Origin of the sequence: Sphingomonas sp. PL-96 (genome assembly GCF_020707215.1) — a bacterium.
Classification (GTDB): domain Bacteria; phylum Pseudomonadota; class Alphaproteobacteria; order Sphingomonadales; family Sphingomonadaceae; genus Sphingomonas.
In genome coordinates this window covers 140611-160301 of sequence record NZ_JAJFET010000008.1, presented here as the reverse complement: position 1 = coordinate 160301, position 19691 = coordinate 140611, and the positions used below count along the sequence as shown (strand labels likewise).

The window sequence follows — 19691 nt, the reverse complement described above, 5'->3', positions numbered from 1 at the left end:
CACGCGTGTTCATTCGACCATCGCCAGCTGTCGGGCGGCGCTGGCATAGCCGGCGCGCATCTGGCGAAGCGCGTCGAGGAGCTTCGCTTCGTCGAGCGCGTCGACGACCGGATCATAGCCTTCGGGCAAGATGCCCTGGCCGAGCATCACGGCGACCCAGCTGGGCACGGCGAAAAGATCGTCGTCGTAGCGGAAGATGCGCCCCTTCTCCCGGAACAGCGCGATCTTGCGTTGCAGCGTGTCGGGAATGGGCATGGCGCGCACGTGCCGCCAGAACGGCGAATCCGCACGCTGCGTCGCGTGATAGTGGAGGATGATGAAGTCGCGGATCGCCTCATACTGGCTGCGCATCAGCCGGTTGTATTCGTCGCGTTCGACCGGCGTGAAACGCATGTCGGGGAAGAGGGCGAACAGCTTGGAAATGCCGGCCTGAACCAGGTGGATGCTGGTGGATTCCAGGGGTTCGAGAAAGCCGCTGGCGAGGCCGAGCGCGACCACATTGCCTTCCCACATCCGAGCCCGCCGGCCGGCGGTGAACGAAAGACGGCGGGTCGGTGCGGTGGTCGGTGCGTCCAGGTTGGCGAGCAGCACGCGCTCCGCCTCGTCGTGATCCTGGAAGCGGCTGGCATAGACGTGGCCGTTGCCGGTGCGATGCTGGAGCGGGATCCGCCATTGCCACCCCGCGGTCCGTGCACTTGCCCGCGTATACGGCAGGAGCGGCCGGACCCGTTCGGTCGGCACGGCGACCGCGCTGTCGCATGGCAGCCAGTGCGACCAGTCTTCGTAGCCGACACCCATCGCCTCGCCGAGCAGCAGGCTGCGGAAACCCGAGCAGTCCAGGAACAGGTCGCCTTCGACGACCCGATCTCCTTCCAGCCGCAGCGCCCGGACGTGGCCGGTGAGAACATCCTGGTCGACCTGCGTGATCCTGCCTTCGACCCTGCGCACGCCCTGCGCCTCGGCACGATCGCGCAGAAAGGCCGCGTAGAGGCTGGCGTCGAAATGATAGGCATATTCCATGCCCGACAGCGGCGAGCGGGGATCGGGCGAGGGCGGTGCGAAGCGGCCGTGCCGCGCCGCGACGGCAGCCATCGAATAGTCCTCGAGCGGCCCGACGCCGTCGCGACCCCGCAGCTTCAGCCACAGCTGGTGGAAGTTCAGTCCCTCGATGTCCCGGCCGGGAGTGCCAAAGGGGTGGAGATAGCGGTCGGTGCCGTCGGTCCAGCCGACGAACTCGATGCCCAGCTTCACCGTGCCGCCGGTGGCGCGCAGGAACGCCGCCTCGTCGATGCCCAGCCGGGCGTTGAAGCCGCGGATCGGCGGGATCGTCGCTTCGCCGACGCCCACCGTCCCGATCGCGTCCGATTCGATCAGGGTGATGGTTCGCTGGCCGTCGTCCAGGAACCGCGCAGCCGCGGCCGCCGCCATCCAGCCGGCCGTGCCCCCGCCGACGATCACCACGCGCCCGATCGGTGCGCCGCTCATCGCGCGCCCCGCTTCGCTGCATTCAGATACTCGGGGTAGGGCGGCAACGCTGCCGGCAGGGTTCGAACGGCGCCGCGAAGCCGCTCGATCGCCGCCGCAGCCGCTGCCGGCGGGACCGAAAGCGCAATCGGATCGGTCCGCGCCGGCCGCACCCCCAGGCCAAGCAGCGCCTGCGTCCATTGGCCCGGGGCCATCATTTCTTCCTCGACCGGTGGAAGCGTGCCGCGCTGGCGGAACTGGGTGAGCGCTGCAGCAAGCCCCTCCGGCACCGGGCATGCGCGCAGCGGGTGCCAGAACTCGCCGCGCTGGGGGCAGCCGGCGAGATAGAAGCTGGCGGCATAGTCGCGCATCCGGTCCGCGCGCTGCGTCGCGCGGCGATTATACTCGGCCGCCAGCGACGGCTCGGCCCCGCGCCCCGGCATCAGGCTAAGGGCGAGCTCCAGCTGCGCGCAGGCCAGCGTGAAGCCGAGACAGCCGAGCGGCCCCACCGCCGCGGCGGCATCGCCCAGCACCAGCAGATTGCCTGCCATCGGCGTTGCGAGACGGCCCGGGCGCAGCGCGATCCGCTCCACCGCTGCCGCCGGTCTGCCGAACTGGCGGAGTGCGCTCGCATCGCTGGTGGCGGCACTCGCATAGCCGAGCGCATCGATGGTCCGGTGGGCAAGCGGCCACGTCGCGGACCACCCCGTTGGATTGGCGGTGTAGCGGTCAGTGGGAGAAGGGTCGCCGGAGCCATCCGCCAGCAGCAGACGATCGACCGGCAGCGCTGCCGACCAGTCGATCCGGACCGCGGCATCGGGCACCAGGCAGGCGGTCGTGCCGCTGGCATCGACGAACAGATCGGCCGTGATCCGTCTGCCGTCCTCCAGCAGGAGAGCGTCGATGCCCGCGTCGCAGCGTACGGCGGAGACGGTTGCGCTTTGAACGATGCCGATCCGCATCGCATGGGCACGCTCGCTCAGCAGCGACCGCATGCGGTCCGGATCGAGCCGCAGCGCGAAATCCATCTGCGACAAGAGCGGATGCCGGGCAGTGTCGTCCGGGTGGACGAAGCGCTCCGCCGCGGCGAGGGTTGCGCCCGGGAGCAGCGCATCGAAGCGGCCGGCAGCGCCCTGGGCAAGCCAAAGCTGGTGGAGCGCAGCGCCGTAGACGGGCGGCGCCCGTTCGCCGACCCCAAGGGTGAAGTGCGTCTCGCCCCAGTCGAACCGCTCGCCGATGCGATGGCTGGCACCGCAGGCCAGCAGCGCCGCTTCGTCGAGTCCCAGCGTGGCGAGGAACGCGAGCGCTGGCGGGAACGCGACCGGCAGCCGATCCGCGAGCGCGGCCGGATCGTCCTGGGTTGCAATCACGACCACGGCCGCGTGCGGCAATGCGCGGGCGAAGGCGATCGCGCTCACCAGCGCGACCGGGCCGGCTCCGACGATGGCAATCACGCGTGGCGCCGCGCGGCGGTTTGCAGCCGCTGTCACGCGGCGAGCGCCTGCTGAGAAAGATACGCCGCATGGTCGGGAAGGCGGGCGGCCGCTGCCGCGACGCCGCGTTGCAACGCGGCAAGCGCACGATCGAGCGCCGCTGCGTCGGGCAGATCGGCACGGGGATCCCACCCGTCCGGAACGATGCCCTGGCCAAGGTAGACGGCAATCCAGCTCGGCTCGAGGAACAAGCCGTGGGTGTAGCGCGAGACTTGGGCGGTGCTGCGCCACAGCGCCATCTTTTCCGCCAGGCTGTCCGGGATCGGCATCGTCCGCACATGATCCCAGAAGGTCGAATCGCGTCGCGTCGTGGCGTGATAGTGGAGGATCAGGAAGTCGCGGATGCGGTCGTATTCCGCATCCACCTGGGCGTTGAAGCCGTCCCGATCCGCGTCGGCGACGATCGCACCGGGGAAATGCTCGATCAACTGGGTGATCGCCATCTGCGTGAGATAGATGCTGGTCGATTCAAGCGGCTCAAGGAAGCCGGAGGCCAGCCCGATCGCCAGGACGTTGCCGACCCAACTGCGCTGCCGCCGACCGGCACGAAAGCGAAGCACCCGCGGATCGGCGAGCAAAGGCCCCTCCAGCGCGGCAACCAAAGCGTCGGCCGCCGCTGCGTCCGAGACATGGGCGCTGGAATAGACATAGCCGTTGCCGACGCGATGGCGCAGCGGGATCCGCCATCGCCACCCGGCCGGCATCGCCGTCGCGCGCGTGAACGGCTCGATCGGTCCCGGCGGCGCGGCGCAGGGCGCCGCCACCGCCCGGTCGCATGGCAGCCAGTGGGACCAGTCCTCCCAGCGCTCGTCCATCGCCTCGCCGATCAGCAGCGCGCGAAATCCCGAGCAGTCGATGAACAGATCCCCCTCGATCCGCTGACCATCGGCGAGAAGGATCGCGCGGACGTCGCCACTTGCCGGATCGCGCTCCACCGCCGTCACCCGTCCCTCGGTCCGCATCGCGCCGCGCGCCTCGGCATGGGCGCGAAGGAACGGGGCGAAGCGGGTGGCGTCGAACTGATAGGCATAGCCGAAGCTCGACGCCAGATCGGCGGGATCGGGCCCGGGCCGCGCGAAGCGACACGCGCGGGCTGCGGTCACCGCGGCGGAGAAGGCCTCGATCGGCGGAACGGCGCCGGCGTGGTGCCGCCGCAGCCAATAGTGGTGGAACCCGACCTGGCCGAGCGGCTGCCCGTAGCTGCCGAACGGATGAATGTACGAGTCGCCGATCCGCCCGAAGTCGCGAAACTCGATCCCGAGCTTGAAGGTCGCGTGCGTGGCAGCCATGAACGCCGCCTCGTCCATCCCGATCCGGGTGATAAAGGCGCGGAGGTGGGGCAAGGTCGCCTCACCGACGCCGATGATACCGATATCGTCCGCTTCGACGAGGTGGACGTGAGCCGCCGCAGGCACCAGGCTCGCCAGCGCCGCGGCCGTCATCCAGCCTGCCGTTCCGCCCCCGACGACCACGACCCTGATACGACCCGGAACGGTCAAGACTTGCCCCCTCCCGGCGGCGTCGTTGCGCCACCTGTTACCCGGGAACCTACTTGCCAAGGCAAGTATGGCAAGAGCCAATACTTCGCTTGACCGGATGCTTGCCATGTATACGCTAACATCCGCTTCGAGACAGCTGTCCGAACTCGGGGCGACCAGACTTTCCGGCGTTGAACCGGAGGGCGGTCCAGGGATGAGGGGAGACGAGGGCATGACGACGAATCGTGGACTGCGCGCCGTGAGCTGCCGCAGCGCACGTCGCCTGCGGCTGGGGGTGTCGGGACTGGCGCTGATCTGTGCGGCGACGCCGGCATGGGCGCAGACCGCGCCGGGCACGCAGAGCGGCGACGAGGCGACGCCGACCAAGCCGGTCGCGAGCGGTTCGCAGGGAACAACCTCCGGCACGCCGGGCGTGGACGACGGAACCGGCGCCACCGCTCAGGATCAGGCGGGCAACACCACGGGAACGTCGGGCAGCTCGCAGGATGCCGCGGTGGAGGCGCCGGAAACCCGCCGGGACGAGATCGTCGTCACGGGCGTTCGCCAGAGCCTGGCGACCGCGCAGAACATCAAGAAGAACTCTGATACCGTCGTGGACGCGATCACCGCGCAGGACATCGGCGCGCTGCCCGATCGCTCGGTCAACGAAGCGCTGCAGCGCGTGCCCGGCGTTGCGATCAGCCGCTTCGCCGCGCCGACGGATTCCGCCCACTTCTCGGTCGAGGGATCGGGCGTGGTCATCCGCGGCCTGAGCTATGTCCGCGGCGAGTTCAACGGCCGCGACACCTTCGCCGCGTCGGGCGGGCGCGAGATCGGGTTCAACGACGTGCCCAGCGAACTGATCGGGTCGGTCGAGGTGTTCAAGAACCTCACCGCAGACCTGATCGAGGGCGGCATCTCGGGCACCGTCAACATCAACACCCGCAAGCCGTTCGACCAGGACCAGCGGCTGATCTATCTCTCCGGCAGCATGAACTACGGCGACATGGCGCAGCGCGGCGCGCCTTCGGTCGTGGGACTGTATAGCCAGCAATTCGAACTGGGTGGCGGCGGCCGCATCGGCGTGCTCGCAAGCGGCAGCTATTCGCAGCAGTTCAGCCGCGCGGACGCGGTCTTCCTGTCGGCCTATCTGCCGCGGTACAATGACGACACGAACGGAAACGGCACCCAGGATGCGGGCGAAGGGCGCGTCGTCAACGCGGGCACCCCGTATGAGGCGACGCTGTTCGACACCTATCCGGTGCCGGAGGGCCGTGAGTCGGTCTATGTGCCGATGGGCGGCGGCAACCGGACCCAGACGTTCAACCGCAAGCGCATCGGCGTGTCGGCGGCGGCGCAATATGAGAACGCCTCCCGCACCGTCCTGCTGACCGGCCAGTATCTGCGTACCGATTCGCGGCAGAACTGGATCGAGCACACGATCGAGCCGAGCTTGAGCTTGACGGACTCGGTGCTGATCAAGCCCGTACCCGGGACGACGCCCACCTATGACGACAACGGGGTGCTGACGAGCGGATCGCTGTATCGGCCGACGGGGCCCGTTTCGGGCAATCTTCCCGGCGGCGGCTTTGGCGAGCTGACGCAGTTCGCGCCCAACGGCGGTCCGATCGTGTTCGCAAACCGCTACACCGAGGGCAAGGCGGTCACCCAGGACTTCTCGTTCAACGCCAAGATCGAGCCCGTCGAGCGGCTGCACCTCAATTTCGATGCGCAATATGTGAAGTCGAACTCGGACAGCATCGACGACAATGTCGGCACGACCAGCTATGGCGGCTTCGGCATTGATGTGACGGGCAAGAACCCGCAGGTGACATTCGAGCCGCAGGGCCGAGACCCGGCCGAGTATTTCAGCAACCTGTCGTCGATCTACTTCCACGACGCGATGAACAATCGCACCGACAACGACGGCGAGGAATGGGCATTCCGCGGCGACGCACAGTTTGACTTCAGCGAGGACAGCTTCCTGCGCAAGGTGCGGGTCGGCGGTCGCTATGCCAAGCGCGACCAAACCGTGCGTACCAACGACTACAACAACTGGGGTGCACTGTCCGAGACGTGGACGAGCGGTGGACCGATCGCCCTGGGAACGGAGGCGAGCAACGTCACGCTGTTCCCCTATTCGGACTTCTACCGCAACAACTCGACCCAGCCGCCGGCCACGAACTATATCTCCGACGCGGTGCTTCGCGATCATGATGCGCTGACGGAAATGCTGCGTCGTGTGGCGGCCGCCGGCGGGGGCACCTATGTGGCGCTCGAGGATCGCACCGATCTGGTCGACGACTATTTCCGCTCCAGCGAATATTACCGGAACAAGGAAACGACCTGGAGCGCCTATGCCCGGGCCGACTTCGGCATCGACGACTTTGGTAATGGCATGTCGCTGTCCGGCAACATCGGCGTGCGGTTCGTGCATACCAAGGATCAATCCTATGGCGCGCTGACCTTCCCCTCGCAAAGCCAGATCCTGGGTAGCTACACCAACGCTGCCGACTTCTGCGGCGCCGTCCTTCCCGGAAACACGATCCCCGCCTTCTGCTTGCTGACCGCGGAGCAGCAGACTGCGGTGCTCGGTTTTGCCAACGGAGATTCCTTCCCGGAGGTCGCGACTCAGAGCTTCAATCACTGGCTGCCGAGCTTCAACCTGAAGCTGCAGGCCACGCCGAAGCTGCTGTTCCGTTTCGCCGCCTCGAAGGCGATCTCGCGTCCTAACTTCGGGGACCTGCGGAACTACACTGGGGTGACGCCGGGCACGACAAGCGCGGCCAACTCGGCAAGCTCGTTCGGCTTCCAGTCGACCGCGCGCAACCCGTTCCTTCGCCCGGTCGAGGCCAAGCAGTTCGACCTCACTGCGGAATGGTATTTCGCCCGGGTCGGCTCGCTGACCGGCGCGGTGTTCTACAAGCAGCTGTCGAACATCATTCTCGACAACTATGGCTACACCCGCACGTTGACCAACAACGGCCAGACCTTTGACGTGCTGATCAACGGCCCGGCCAACGCCCCGGGCAAGGGCGACGTCAAGGGCGTCGAACTCAGCTACCAGCAGACGTACGACTTCCTGCCGGGGCTGCTGTCCGGGCTCGGCGCGCAGGCGACCTTCACGTACGTCAAGCCGGGCGACATCCCGAACGGCGTGCCGTCGAACGCGGACCTCAACAACGCGCCTCCGGTCGACACGGGTTCGCTCTACGAGAACCTGCCGCTCACCGGACTGTCGAAGTACAACTTCAACGTCGCCGGGTTCTACGACAAGGCCAACATCTATGCGCGCTTCGCCTATAGCTGGAGGTCCAAGTTCCTGCTGACCAACCGGGATTGCTGTTTCCCGTTCCTGCCGGTCTACGCGCTGGCCGGCGGACAGCTGGACGGATCGATCTTCTTCACGGTCGACAAGAACTTCAAGATCGGCGTGGAAGCGCAGAACCTGCTCAACAACGTCACCAAGACGTCATATCTGCTCAACGGGGATGGTCAGATGGCGCCGCGGTCGTACTTCGTCAACGATCGGCAGTTTTCGATCACAACACGCTTGACCTTCTGACCGGAGGGGCAGGCAGAGGGGAGTTCTGCAGGGGTAATATCCTGTTCCCGGAGCGACCTTGATCTGCGACGCCTCGGAAGCAACCGCTTCCGGGGCGTTTTGCATCCATGCTTCGCCACCTGAAGCGGAAGGCCGATTAGCTGAAAGCTGGCCTACTGGAATGAAATCCCTGGCAGCGGGGCCGAAGGTCCAGGGGGTCACGGTAGGTGACCGCCCTACTTGCCGCCGATGCTAGCGCATCCCATCGGGAATGATCTTGCGCAGTACCGAAATCGTTTTCTCGGCATTCTCGTGATGAACGAAGGTGCCGCCGGCGCTGGTCCATAGGTCCCGGTACTTCAGCGTGTCGTCGACCAGGATATCGCCTTCGCGCGCATGCTTGCGCTTGTCGGCGGCCAGGCAGGTGATGATCCGGGTACCCGGAAAATGCTCGGCGGCCCACCGCACCTTTTGCGGGGCTGCCCAGTTGCCTCGCGGCAACCCGGTAAGGATGATCGGGTCGAGGTCCCGCACTGCCTCAAACAGCTTCATCGCGTCCGGCATCAGCGGCAAGCTCCCATAGAAGTCGCCGTGGGCAGCAATGCGCTTCCAGAACATCGGCAACCCATGGCGCTTCTCGAACTGGCGCGGCGGCATGCCCAGCAGGTCGATCGCACCGCGTTCGAAATCGGCCAGCACGCCGTCGCAATCGAGATAAAGCTGCATGCGCTAGAACCGCGCAGGAAGTAGCGTGAGGGGAACCGGTCGGTCGAGCGGCGACCAGCCGAGTTGCGCGATCACCCGGTTGCTTTCGACGGGCCGCCTGCCTCTGGCGCGGTCGAGCGACCAGGTGATGTGATAGGTACTGCCGTCCGGTCGGGCAGTGCGGCCTGCGATGGAGACGATCAGCGCCTGCACGCCTTCCAGATCGTCAGCCTCCCCGACGATCTCGCCGTGCGTGTCCCAGGGAAGCGACGCATCGCCCAGGCTGAGCGTAACATGGTCCGCGACGACATCCGCATACCGGGGAATGAACCGCTCGAGCAGTTGCCCGCGTTCACCCCGGTCGAGCTTCCAGCCCGTGACCAGCGGCTTGCGCCCAGTGGCAGGGGCACGTGCTTTCCCGCCCTGATTACCCATGACCATGTTCCAGAAAGCGCAGCGTGTCCGCGGCGAGGTTTCTGAACGCCTGCTGCACCTCCGGCGGGACTTGCGGCCAGGGGCTCTCGTCCGCGCCCGCCTGCCGCTCTTCCCAAAGCTCCTGGGCGAGTTCCTCGATGAATCCATCACGATCGTTCGTCATGCAGAAGCGGTGGCGGCTCATTGTCGGTCACCTTGAACAAGGACCATATCAATGATGTGGGCGTCGCTACGTTCCGCCGCCGCCGAGCAAGCAACCTGGGTTAGCGAAGCGCCGCTCTGCCAACGATCTGCTCGACGCAAGCTCCTGCAATCTGCGACCTGACGCTCCACCATCATGGCACCAGCACCGACCGGGCGCGTTAGGTAGAAGATGTCGCCGTGGTGCTTGTGAGAAGCCTGGGCGAACACGCAAAAAGCTAGGACCGGATCAGGATGGACCAGTCGGAACAAGCAGGCGGCGGCGGCCTCAACGAGGCGGCAGGCCCAGGCGCCATCGACGAGGATATGGGCAGCACCGGCGGGTCGAGCGGCGGTGGCACGATCTCCGGAGCCGGCGAGCCGTCCGGAGGAACGCTCGACCATGCCGGCGGGGCAATGGCGGGCACGCCGAAGGACGCAGGTCAGGATGCGGAGGTCGCGGCGGGCGCTGACAGCCTGGGAGCACAGGCGGGGAGCCAGGTCGCTTCGGAAGCCGCTGCGCTGGGATCGGCGGACGGCAGCCTCGCCGATGCGGCTGCAGGCGCTGCCGCAATCCCGGGCGCAGGCGCGGTGGGGGCAGAGGCGGTCGGCGGCGGTGCCGGGCGCGGCGAGGTCGGCTCCGGCACGCCCGCCGATCGTGGCGAATTGGGCGGCGGCGGACCACTCGGCCAACATGGCGGCACCGGCCCGTCGGGCACGGCTTCACCAGGAGGGCAGGGCGCTGGTTGAGATACCCGACAACAGTGCGATCCTTGAACTTGGGCTGCTCGAAGACGAAGCGATCTCGCTCGACTCCGCTGCGCTGCAAATCGCTGCCCTCGACCATGCGGGCCTGGACCTGTCGTCCTATGTGAATGTGCTGGGAGACATCACGGAGCGCCTGGTCGTTCTCGGCGGGGCTGCGGAAAGCGCCGCCGCGCGCGCCCGGCTCCTGGCGCGCGTCATCGGCACCGAATACGGCTTCACGGGCGACCGGCAGACCTATGACGACCCCGACAATGCCGACTTGATCCGAGTCATGGACCGGCGGCGCGGTTTGCCGGTGAGCCTGGCCATCCTGTACGTGGCCGCGGCCCGCCGCCTGGGCTGGCAAGCGGACGCGCTCAACACGCCGGGGCATGTGGTGGCCCGCATCGGCTCGGAAACAGAGCCGGTGCTCATCGATCCGTTCGACGGCGGCGCCATTCTGGACGCCGAGCGCTTTGCCGCGTTGCTCGGTGCGGTGTTGGGCCGTGGCGCCGCGCCCAGGCCGGAGCATCTGACACCAATGTCCAACCGGTCCGTGCTGGTGCGGCTGTTGATGAACCAGGCAAGCCGCGCCGAGGGGCGCGGTGATCCCGAACGGGCGTTGACGCTGTTCGAGCGGATGACCGTCATCGCGCCTTCCAACGCCCATGCATGGTGGGAGCAAGCGCGGCTACAGGTGCACAAGGGCGATGTCGAAGCCGCCCGCGCAAGTCTGAGTGCCATGCTGGAGGTCACCCGGGAGCCCGAGCTGCGGATGCACGCCTGCGCTGCCCTGGATGCCTTGTCTCGCGAACGCTGACAGGCCGGTAGTCGCTGCCTAGCGCGCGACGGTGCGGTAGAGTGGCCGCCACAGTCGGGGTCGGGAGAGCATCAGATGTCCAAAAACAGAGTTCCACGGCATGTCGGGTTCATCCCTGATGGCAATCGGCGTTGGGCGACCAACGGCGGCCTTCCCAAGCAGGATGGCTATGCGCACGGGATCGAGCCTGGATTGCTCCTGTTCGAACAGTGCAAGCACCTCGCGATCGAAGAGGCGTCGATCTACTGCTACACCAAGGACAATATGAAGCGACCTGCAGCCCAGCAGCAGGGCTTCATCGAGGCTTCGGTTGCGTTCGCTCGCGAGATCGCGGCGCGCGGTGCGGCGGTGCTTGTCGTGGGCGACGAAACCTCCGCCAAATTCCCGCGCGAGTTGCTCGAATTCCGACAACGCCGGGGTGCCGGGATGAAGGTGAACCTCCTGATGAACTATGGTTGGGAGTGGGACCTTGCCGGGATCAAGAACGGCGGCTTGCGCTCGCAGGAGGTCTCGCGGCTGGATCTGATCGTTCGCTGGGGTGGCGGGCGGCGCCTGAGCGGCTTTCTGCCCGTGCAGTCCGTCTACGCTGATTTCTACATCCGGGACGAATTCTGGCCCGACTTCGAGCCCGACCATTTCGAGCAGGCGCTCGCGTGGTACAGGCAACAAGATCAGACGCTGGGGGGATAGGAATAGTCCGAAACCCGGTACGACTTTGACAGCGGGTGTACGGTACCGAGGGACGTCGGTCCCTTCTTGCCCCAGACTGCACCACCCGTGCCGACTTCAGCCAACACTGGTTGCGCAGCTCTCCCAGGGTGCCGCTGATGCTCCCCGACGCGACATCCTGCCGGACCGGGCAGGTCTCCTGGCCTCGCACATTCGGAACACTCCGCCGGTTTGCGTCGTGCGCCGGAGCAGCGCTACTCTGCCGCGACGGATACCCCGGAGGGACATATGGCGGCACGCTATCTGGAGGACCTTCGGGTCGGCGAAACCTGGGAAGGGAACGCGATCCCGATCCTCGAAGACGCCGTGATCGCCTTTGCCGAGTCCTATGATCCGCAGCCCATGCACGTGGATCGGGACGCGGCCGCCGCCGGGCGGTTCGGGGGCATCATCGCCAGTGGATGGCACGTGGCGGCGCTGGTGATGCGCGACTATGTGGAAACAAGCCCGTTTGGCGACACGCCGTTGCTGGGGCTCCAGATCGACGCGTTGCGCTGGGAAGAGGCCGTGCGGCCGGGCGATGTGCTGCGCGCACGGCGCGAAATCCTGGAAGTCACGCCATCGCGCAGCCGTCCGGATCGCGGGCTCGTGCGGATCGGCGTTGCGGTCACCAATCAGCATGGCCGCACGGTTATGCGCTACAACAGCCTCCTGCAGATCTTTTCCCGCTCGGGAGGACGTCCTGACGCAACGGCAGAGTGACCATTGCGTTAACCTAATTTAATTCACCTTCGTAATGTCCGTCCGCAGCGTCGGTTCGTCGCAGAGTTACGAACCTTCGGCGGACGCGGTGCGCTTCGGGAATGCCAGGAGCCGGCAGGTTTCTTCAGGCGCTACCCGAAACCGGAGGAGTAAGCATGTTCATCCACATCAAGGAGGCTGCCTACAATTGCACGCCAGAGCGTCCCGATCCAGTTTTTGCCAAGAAGCTCCAGGAGCTGATCGGCGGCCAGTGGGGCGAAATCAGCGTGATGTTGGGGTATATGTTCCAGGCCTGGAACAGCCGCGGCCCGATCAAGTATCGGGACATGACCTATGACATCGGTACCGAGGAAATCGGCCACGTCGAGATGCTGGCGACCATGGTCGCGCGCCTGCTCGAACAGTCGCCGGTCGAGGCGCAGGAACATGCCGCCAAGGATTCGATCGTCGGTGCGGTTATGGGTGGCGCGCGCGTCGAAGACGTCGTGTTCGCGAGCATGAGCCCGCAGCATGCGATCGTCAGCGGCGGCGGTGCGATGCCGGTGGACTCCGAAGGCAATCGCTGGACGGCGGACTATATCACGTCGAGCGGCAACCTGCTGGCCGACTTCCGTTTCAACGTGACGGCCGAGAGCCAGGGTCGCGTCCAGGCCGCGCGCATGTACAACATGACGGACGATCCCGGCGTGAAGGACATGCTGAGCTATCTGATCGCGCGCGACACGATGCACCAGAACCAGTGGCTGGCCGCGATCGCCGAGCTGGAAGCCGAGGGATTCGACGAGACGCCGAACCCGCTCTCCTTCCCGCAGGAGCTGCAGCGCGAAGAGTTCGCGTACAAGTACCTCCAGCATTCGCGCGGCGGCGAAAGCGCCACCGGCCGCTGGGCATCGGGCCCGTCGATGGACGGCAAGGGTCAGTTCGAGTTCATCGCCGAGCCGCCGGCCCTGGGGCCCAAGCTCGAGCTCGGGCCGACCGACCCGCGCCTTTACGGCACGCAGAAGACTCCGATGCCGCCGTCGGCATCCTGAGTTCGCAGGGAGCGGCGGGCAACCGCCGCTCCCGCTTGGATCAGCGGCGGGTGAGCGTCACACGCGTGCCGCTGGTCGCAAGCGGAATGGAATAGGCTCCCCGCTCCAGCGTCGCGCCATCGAGCGCATAGGGGCGGGCGCCGGCCACCGTGGTTTCCGCCACCAGCCGCGCCACCGGCGTGAAGCGGTCCTTCCCCGACAGCGTCAGCGTCACCTGGCCGCTCGTCGGGTCATAGTCCGCAGCCTCGATCTTGCCCGCCTCCAGCGTCAGCCACAGCCCGGCCGGTGCCACGAACAGCCGGGTCCGGGCGCTGTCCTTCGGCTCGACATGCAGCTTGCCAGCCTGCTGGGTGAGATTGCCGCCATAGGCGAGCCAGCCGAACGTCGGGTCGTTCACCAGATAGGTGCCGGTCGCATAGGCATGGCCGAAGAAGCCCATGCCATAGTCGCCGGTATAGGCGTCCCACTGCATCTTGTCCGGATAGGCGTGGAAGGCGGCGCTCGAGAATCCCTGCTGGTCGATATTGGTGATACCCCCCATCAACCCGCCATAGGCGACGCGCAGGAGGTGGCTGTCGCTGGGGTCGGCGCGGAACGCGTCGAACAGCGGCACCGCGTTCAACGTCGAGCCATAATGATGGATCTGCCGCTCGATCCGCGGCAGCTTGCCGCCGTAGAGGAAGTCCCAATAGCGGCGCGCATTGCCGTTATAGCCCCAATGCGGGATGGTCGGGTCATAGGCGAGGATCACCTCGCGCGTCGCGTCCGCCTGCGGCTGGTAGCCGAAATAGCGCATCCATGCGTAGACCTCGGGCTGGCCGGTCGAGTCCCACGCCATTTCGCTGCCGAAGGGGTAGGGCAGGGTCTTCCAGTGATCGGCGCGGCCTTTCATCAGCCGCTCCATCTCGGTCGCCTCGGACGTCAGCCCCTCGCGCTTCAGGTCCTTGAGGATGTCGACGAATACGTCGCCCTCCATTTGGCCGAACTGCGCATAATAGGGCGCATCGCGCATCATCGCGACGGTCGTCTGATACGCATGCTCCAGATACCAGCGCCAGTTCCGGGCCTTCACCAGCCCGGTGTGGTTGCGCGCCAGGCGGTAGAGCACCCAGTGCCCGATCGCGACATGGGGGTAGTTGTACGAGCGGCCGAGGTCGCCGGACTGCTCCTTGTTCCACGCCGTCCAGTTCTTCCAGTTCCTGGCCGCATCATAATAGCCCGGATGCTCGGCGGGCTCATAGTAGAACAGGCTCTTGCGGACCGCTCCGGCCTGAGGCCCGCTTGCCACCTGGAGCTTGCCGACCACCGTTTCGTTCACCAGCCGCTCCAGCCTGGCGACTTCCTGCGCGTCGGGATTGTCGAGCTGCTTCATCATCGCTGCGACCCAGGCGCCGCCGCCGCCTTCGTCGCTCATCCCGGCGATCCACACGCGCGGCTCCTGCGTGACGATGCGGTCGGCCTCGCGGTCATAGGTCAGGATCGCGGGCGCGCGGTGGAACGGGTCCGCCTTGTCGTCGAACCACTGCTTGGTCGTGGAAAAACGGCCGAGGTCGGCCATCGCCTGTTCCAGCGGCTTGGTGATGAAATACTGCACCGTCTGGACGCTGTTGTCGGCATAGGTGATCGACAGCCGCGCCCGGCCCCAGCCGTGGCTGCGCACGCGGTACCGCGCCCAGCCGTTGACCGGGGCCGCCGGGGTCGCGGTCAGCGCGCCGGCGGGTTCGCTTTCCACTTTGAGGACGGGCTGGCTGCTCTTCAGGAACAGCGAGGCATCGAGGTCGGTCGGCACGACATAGCCGGGCACGCCGACCGCAACCGGCCGCGCCTGCTGCACGAGCGTCGTCTCGATACCGCGGATCGAGGGCGCCTGCACCAGGCGCACGCCGAACGTCCGCGTCTCGCCGGGTGCAAGGGTGATGCTGGTGGGGGTGTTCCACTGCTCTCCCGCGTCCTTCCACTCCTTCTCCGCGAACCCCTTGCTGGCGACGGTCCAGTCGTAAAAGCCTTCCGAGGTCTGGCCGCGCGGGCTGCGGTCGGTGAAGACGTCGCCCGCCTCCGCATGCCGCGCCTCGGCGATTGGGCGATACGCCTCCAGCGGGGTGCCACGCTCAGGGATCACCAGCAGCGCCGGCCCCCTTCCGTTCAGCCGCGTGACCTGAAGATAGCCGGCGTCGCGGCCGATATAGGGATCGACGAAGCTCGCCTGGGCATGCGCCGTCTCCAGCTCGCGATCGGTGATGATGTTGTCGAACACCATCGGCATGCCCAGGCCGCCGATTTCCACGGGAGTGCTGCCGGGGTTGGAAAGGGTGAAGCGCAGCGCCAGCGCCTTGCCCTCGCTCGCCCAGCGGCGCTCGACCTTCAGCGGAAAGCCCGCGCCCATGCTGGCGGTGATATCGGCAGCGGCAAGTATCCTTTCGCGGGCGGGCAGCCGGCGAATGGGTGCGCGCTTGTGCGACGAGGCATAATCCTGCCACGTGCCACCCGGAGTCCGCAGCCGCAGGTTGAGGTCGCCCAGATGGACATATCCGTCGCCGGCCCGCTCCGCCTCGCGCCCGCCGGGTACGAAGTCGAATGCCGGCTCGCCCTGCGGCGACAGGCGCGCCAGCGTGCCGGTGTCGGTGCGCAGTTCCAGTTGAAAGTCGCTGGTGCGATACGCCGTCCGGGCGATCGGCTTGTAGACCTTCTTGGCGGGCTTCTCCTGACCCCAGGCGGGCAGCATGGTTGCCATCGGCACGGCGACAAGCAGCGCGAGCAGGGGCAGGGAGCGCAAGGGGGACATGGGGAACTCCTGGTCTGCGGCGGGAGCATCGCTTTGCCGCTGCGGTCCCGTATGAAACCAGCAGCGGCGAAGACGGTCAAATACTTTATACGATTGTCCGCGACTTGGCCGGTTGACGGTCTCGCCACTGCCTCTTAATCGTATACCGTATTAGAGGAGAGGCCAGTGATCGAGAGCAGCCGTCGCGAACTGCTGGTAGGGGCAGCCACGCTGGTGTTCGCCAGCCAGACCGCGGGCGCCATCGCCCGCGTTGCCAGTCCGGGCGCGTCGCTGCTGCCGGCAAAGCCCAAGCCGTTGCCGCTCAGCGCCGTTCGACTGAAGCCCAGCGACTATGCCACCGCCGTCGAGGTCAACCGCGGCACCCTGCACCGCCTCGACCCGGATCGCTTCCTCCACAATTTCCGGAAATATGCCGGGCTGGAGCCCAAGGCGCCGATCTATGGCGGCTGGGAAAGCGACACGATCGCGGGCCATACGCTGGGCCACTACATGACTGCGCTGGTGCTCACCTGGCAGCAGACCGGCGATCCTGAATGCCGCCGCCGCGCCGACTATATCGTCGACGAACTTGCAGAGGCGCAGGCCAAGCGCGGCACCGGCTATGTCGGCGCGCTGGGGCGCAAGCGGAAGGACGGCACCATCGTCGACGGGGAGGAGATCTTCCCGGAAGTGATGAAGGGCGACATCCGTTCGGGCGGCTTCGACCTCAACGGCAGCTGGTCGCCGCTCTATACCGTGCACAAGCTGTTCGCGGGCCTGCTCGACATCCACGCCGCCTGGGGCAACCCAAAGGCGCTGCAGGTCGTCACCGGCCTGGGCGGCTATTTCGAGCGGGTGTTCGCGGCCCTCGACGACGCGCAGATGGAGAAGCTGCTGAGCTGCGAGTACGGCGGCCTCAACGAAAGCTATGCCGAGCTCTACGCACGGACCAACGACAAGCGCTGGCTGGCGGTGGCGGAGCGGATCTACGATCACCGCGTGCTCGATCCGCTGGTGGCCGGCGAGGACAAGCTCGCCAACTTCCACGCCAATACCCAGGTGCCCAAGCTCGTCGGCCTCGCACGGCTCCACGACCTCACCGGCAAGCCCGAGCAGCGCAACGCCGCCACCTTCTTCTGGAAGACGGTCACCCTGCACCACAGCTACGTCATCGGCGGCAACGCGGACCGCGAGTATTTCTCCGAGCCGGACAGCATCGCCAACCACATCACCGAGCAGACGTGCGAGCATTGCAACACGTACAACATGCTCAAGCTGACCCAGCAGCTCTATCACTGGCAGCCCGACGGCGCGCTGTTCGACTATTACGAGCGCGCGCACCTCAACCATGTGATGTCCGCGCAGAACCCCAGGACCGGCGGCTTCACCTATATGACCCCGCTGATGACGGGCACGAAGCGCGGCTATTCGGACCCGAACGAGGATAGCTTCTGGTGCTGCGTCGGCTCCGGGCTGGAAAGCCACGCCAAGCATGGCGAGGCGATCTTCTGGGAGGGCGAGGGCGGCCTGATCGTCAACCTCTACATCCCCGCCGAGGCGCAGTGGCAGACCCGCGGGGCGACGCTGACGCTCGACACCGCCTATCCGTTCGAGCCCGGCGCGCGGCTGACGCTGGGCGCGCTGAAGAAGCGCGCCCGCTTCCCGATCGCGCTGCGCGTGCCCGGCTGGGCGGGCAATGCGGTGCAGGTGTCCGTCAACGATCAGCCGGTCACGCCTGTGATCGGCAACGGCTATGCCGTCGTCGATCGCCGCTGGAAGGCGGGCGACGTGGTCGCGATCCGCTTCCCGCTCGACCTGCGGCTGGAGTCCGCACCCGGCGATCCCAACACGGTTGCGGTCGTGCGCGGGCCGATGGTGCTGGCCGCCGATCTGGGTGCGGGAGAGGCCGAATGGCAGGGCGCGGATCCTGCGATGGTCGGCGAGGATCCGCTCGCCGCCTTCACCCCGGCGCAGGGCCGGGCGACCTATGCCACCAAGGGGCTGCTGCGCCCGGCCGACCTGACGTTCGTGCCGTTTTACTCGCAATATGATCGACGCAGCGCCGTCTACTTCAAGCGCTTCAGCGAGGCCGGCTGGAAGAACGAGCAGGTCGCATTCCTGGCCGAGCAGGCGCGCGTGAAGGACATCGCCGCGCGCTCCGTAGACGTCATGCACCTGGGCGAGATGCAGCCGGAGCGGGATCATAACCTCACCTCGGAAATCTCCTACCCCGTCTCGTACCGCGGCAGGAACGGTCGCGACGCGCGCTCGGGCGGCTATTTCGAATTCTCGATGAAGGTGAAGCCCGGCCCGCTCGTCCTGCAGGCCAGCTATTGGGGCAGCGAGCGTGCGCGCGACTTCGACATCCTCGTCGACAATGTGAAACTGACGACACAGCACCTCGACAACGACCAGCCGGGCAAGTTCTTCGACGTGGAATATCCGCTCCCGCCAGCGCTGACCAAGGGCAAGGGGAGCGTGAAGGTGAAGTTCGTGCCGCATGACCGCAGCAGCGCGGGGCCGGTGTTCGGCGTGCGCCTGTTCACCGCCAAGCCCGGCGCGACGACGTGAGCGATGCCCCCGACACGGTGGCGATGACGCTGGACGAGGTGCGCCAGCTTTCGCGCGGCGTGCTGTCCGGCGCCGGCCTGACGCCGGAGCATGCCGCGGCGGTTGCCGAGACTTTGGTGTCCGGCGAGCGCGATGGCTGCGGCTCGCACGGCGTGTACCGGCTGCTGGTCGCCACCCGCAGCATCGCCACCGGCCGGGTGTCCAAGGACGCGGTGCCGGTGGTGAGCGAGCCGGCGCAGGCGCTGGTGCGCGTCGATGGCGGCGGCGGCTTCGCCCAGCTCGCCTTTGAACGCGGCAAGCCGCTGCTGGTGGAAAAGGCTCGGGCGTTCGGCATCGCCGCGCTGGCGCTGAACAACGTCGTGCACTTCGCCGCACTCTGGCCGGAGGTCGAGGCGCTGGCCGAGCAGGGCCTGGTCGCGCTCGCCTTCACCCCGAGCCACAGCTGGGTGGCCCCGGCAGGGGGTACCGAGCCCGTGTTCGGCACCAACCCGATCGCCTTTGCCTGGCCGCGTCCGGAGCGCGAGCCGTTCGTGTTCGACTTCGCCACCAGCGCGGTCGCGCGCGGCGAGATCGAGCTTCACCGCCGCGCCGGCAAGCCGGTGCCGGATGACTGGGGCTATGACGCCGATGGCCAGCCGACGACGGACGCCGCCGCAGTGCTGGCGGGGGCGATGCGGACCTTTGGCGGGCACAAGGGCTCGGCGCTCGCCGCGATGGTCGAGCTGATCGCTGGGCCGTTGATCGGCGACATGACCAGCCGGGAGTCGATGGCGGCCGATGGCGGCGCCGGCGCCTCGCCGCTGGGCGGCGAACTCATTCTCGCGATCGATCCCGCCGGTTTCCTGGGGGCGGGGGTCGCCGAACACCTCGCCCGCGCAGAGGCGATGTTCGCGGCGATCGAGGAACAGGGTGCGCGGCTGCCCGGAGCACGGCGCTATGCCGCGCGCCGGCGCAGCCTGGTGGAAGGCGTGCGGGTGCCCGCGCCTCTCCATGCCGACTTGATGGCGCTGGCGACGGGAGGCGAGGCATAG

15 protein-coding genes are annotated in these 19691 nt (G+C 67.0%); 8 read left to right on the top strand and 7 right to left on the bottom strand.

Features of this window, described 5'->3' with window-relative positions:
* Positions 1-9: 9 nt before the first annotated feature.
* Genes LK533_RS14550 through LK533_RS14540 form a run of 3 tightly spaced genes read right to left on the bottom strand, consistent with a single transcriptional unit; the run spans position 10 to position 4399 of the window.
* A complete protein-coding gene (locus tag LK533_RS14550; protein WP_229363796.1) occupies positions 10-1485 on the bottom strand; it encodes a tryptophan halogenase family protein in 1476 nt (491 codons plus the stop codon).
* Positions 1482-2954 carry a tryptophan 7-halogenase gene (locus tag LK533_RS14545; protein ID WP_229363795.1) on the bottom strand — a complete coding sequence of 491 codons (1473 nt, stop codon included), beginning with the start codon at positions 2952-2954 and terminating at the stop codon, positions 1482-1484. The genes LK533_RS14550 and LK533_RS14545 overlap by 4 nt, the downstream gene beginning before the upstream one ends.
* On the bottom strand, positions 2951-4399 hold the full coding sequence (locus tag LK533_RS14540) for a tryptophan halogenase family protein (RefSeq protein ID WP_229363809.1): 1449 nt from the start codon (positions 4397-4399) through the stop codon (positions 2951-2953). Before LK533_RS14540 ends, LK533_RS14545 begins: the two co-directional genes overlap by 4 nt.
* A 268-nt stretch (positions 4400-4667) precedes the next feature.
* Between LK533_RS14540 and LK533_RS14535 the strand changes: the two genes are divergently transcribed.
* On the top strand, positions 4668-8000 hold the full coding sequence (locus LK533_RS14535) for a TonB-dependent receptor (RefSeq protein WP_229363794.1): 3333 nt from the start codon (positions 4668-4670) through the stop codon (positions 7998-8000).
* 231 nt (positions 8001-8231) lie between these two features.
* Here LK533_RS14535 and LK533_RS14530 read toward each other — a convergent pair whose 3' ends face one another.
* Genes LK533_RS14530 through LK533_RS14520 form a run of 3 tightly spaced genes read right to left on the bottom strand, consistent with a single transcriptional unit; the run spans position 8232 to position 9303 of the window.
* Positions 8232-8678 (bottom strand): hypothetical protein, encoded by a 447-nt coding sequence (locus LK533_RS14530; RefSeq protein WP_229363793.1) that lies wholly within the window; start codon positions 8676-8678, stop codon positions 8232-8234.
* Between the two features lie 30 nt (positions 8679-8708).
* Positions 8709-9119, bottom strand: coding sequence for a hypothetical protein (locus LK533_RS14525; RefSeq protein WP_229363792.1), 411 nt, complete (start codon positions 9117-9119; stop codon positions 8709-8711).
* Positions 9112-9303: a hypothetical protein gene (locus LK533_RS14520; RefSeq protein WP_229363791.1), complete on the bottom strand. Its 192-nt coding sequence runs from the start codon at positions 9301-9303 to the stop codon at positions 9112-9114. The genes LK533_RS14525 and LK533_RS14520 overlap by 8 nt, the downstream gene beginning before the upstream one ends.
* Before the next feature lie 251 nt (positions 9304-9554).
* On the opposite strand from LK533_RS14520, the gene LK533_RS14515 reads away from it, so the two are divergent.
* From LK533_RS14515 to LK533_RS14495, 5 genes are all read left to right on the top strand, one after another.
* A complete protein-coding gene (locus tag LK533_RS14515) occupies positions 9555-10049 on the top strand; it encodes a hypothetical protein (protein WP_229363790.1) in 495 nt (164 codons plus the stop codon).
* A complete protein-coding gene (locus tag LK533_RS14510) occupies positions 9994-10866 on the top strand; it encodes a SirB1 family protein (RefSeq protein WP_229363789.1) in 873 nt (290 codons plus the stop codon). Before LK533_RS14515 ends, LK533_RS14510 begins: the two co-directional genes overlap by 56 nt.
* 75 nt (positions 10867-10941) lie before the next feature.
* Complete coding sequence (locus tag LK533_RS14505; protein ID WP_229363788.1) at positions 10942-11556, top strand: undecaprenyl diphosphate synthase family protein; 615 nt, start codon at positions 10942-10944, stop codon at positions 11554-11556.
* Positions 11557-11823: 267 nt separating this feature from the next.
* A complete protein-coding gene (locus LK533_RS14500) occupies positions 11824-12297 on the top strand; it encodes a MaoC/PaaZ C-terminal domain-containing protein (RefSeq protein WP_229363787.1) in 474 nt (157 codons plus the stop codon).
* Positions 12298-12452: 155 nt separating this feature from the next.
* Positions 12453-13328: a manganese catalase family protein gene (locus LK533_RS14495; protein WP_229363786.1), complete on the top strand. Its 876-nt coding sequence runs from the start codon at positions 12453-12455 to the stop codon at positions 13326-13328.
* Between the two features lie 40 nt (positions 13329-13368).
* Here LK533_RS14495 and LK533_RS14490 read toward each other — a convergent pair whose 3' ends face one another.
* Positions 13369-16110, bottom strand: coding sequence for a DUF5695 domain-containing protein (locus tag LK533_RS14490; RefSeq protein WP_229363785.1), 2742 nt, complete (start codon positions 16108-16110; stop codon positions 13369-13371).
* 165 nt (positions 16111-16275) lie between these two features.
* Here LK533_RS14490 and LK533_RS14485 point away from each other — a divergent pair, with 165 nt between their 5' ends.
* Together LK533_RS14485 and LK533_RS14480 are read left to right on the top strand one after the other, a co-directional pair.
* Positions 16276-18660 (top strand): glycoside hydrolase family 127 protein, encoded by a 2385-nt coding sequence (locus tag LK533_RS14485; protein ID WP_324255308.1) that lies wholly within the window; start codon positions 16276-16278, stop codon positions 18658-18660.
* A gap of 23 nt (positions 18661-18683) precedes the next feature.
* Positions 18684-19691: an Ldh family oxidoreductase gene (locus tag LK533_RS14480; protein WP_229363807.1), complete on the top strand. Its 1008-nt coding sequence runs from the start codon at positions 18684-18686 to the stop codon at positions 19689-19691.

Excerpts from the sequence above, each read along its gene's own strand:
- LK533_RS14520 (WP_229363791.1), bottom strand. The coding sequence starts at position 9,303 with ATGAGCCGCCACCGCTTCTGCATGACGAACGATCGTGATGGATTCATC.
- LK533_RS14500 (WP_229363787.1), top strand. The coding sequence starts at position 11,824 with ATGGCGGCACGCTATCTGGAGGACCTTCGGGTCGGCGAAACCTGGGAA.
- LK533_RS14510 (WP_229363789.1), top strand. The coding sequence starts at position 9,994 with ATGGCGGCACCGGCCCGTCGGGCACGGCTTCACCAGGAGGGCAGGGCG.
- LK533_RS14515 (WP_229363790.1), top strand. The coding sequence starts at position 9,555 with ATGGACCAGTCGGAACAAGCAGGCGGCGGCGGCCTCAACGAGGCGGCA.
- LK533_RS14495 (WP_229363786.1), top strand. The coding sequence starts at position 12,453 with ATGTTCATCCACATCAAGGAGGCTGCCTACAATTGCACGCCAGAGCGT.
- LK533_RS14550 (WP_229363796.1), bottom strand. The coding sequence starts at position 1,485 with ATGAGCGGCGCACCGATCGGGCGCGTGGTGATCGTCGGCGGGGGCACG.
- LK533_RS14480 (WP_229363807.1), top strand. The coding sequence starts at position 18,684 with ATGACGCTGGACGAGGTGCGCCAGCTTTCGCGCGGCGTGCTGTCCGGC.
- LK533_RS14540 (WP_229363809.1), bottom strand. The coding sequence starts at position 4,399 with ATGACGGCCGCGGCGCTGGCGAGCCTGGTGCCTGCGGCGGCTCACGTC.
- LK533_RS14525 (WP_229363792.1), bottom strand. The coding sequence starts at position 9,119 with ATGGGTAATCAGGGCGGGAAAGCACGTGCCCCTGCCACTGGGCGCAAG.
- LK533_RS14505 (WP_229363788.1), top strand. The coding sequence starts at position 10,942 with ATGTCCAAAAACAGAGTTCCACGGCATGTCGGGTTCATCCCTGATGGC.
- LK533_RS14535 (WP_229363794.1), top strand. The coding sequence starts at position 4,668 with ATGACGACGAATCGTGGACTGCGCGCCGTGAGCTGCCGCAGCGCACGT.
- LK533_RS14490 (WP_229363785.1), bottom strand. The coding sequence starts at position 16,110 with ATGTCCCCCTTGCGCTCCCTGCCCCTGCTCGCGCTGCTTGTCGCCGTG.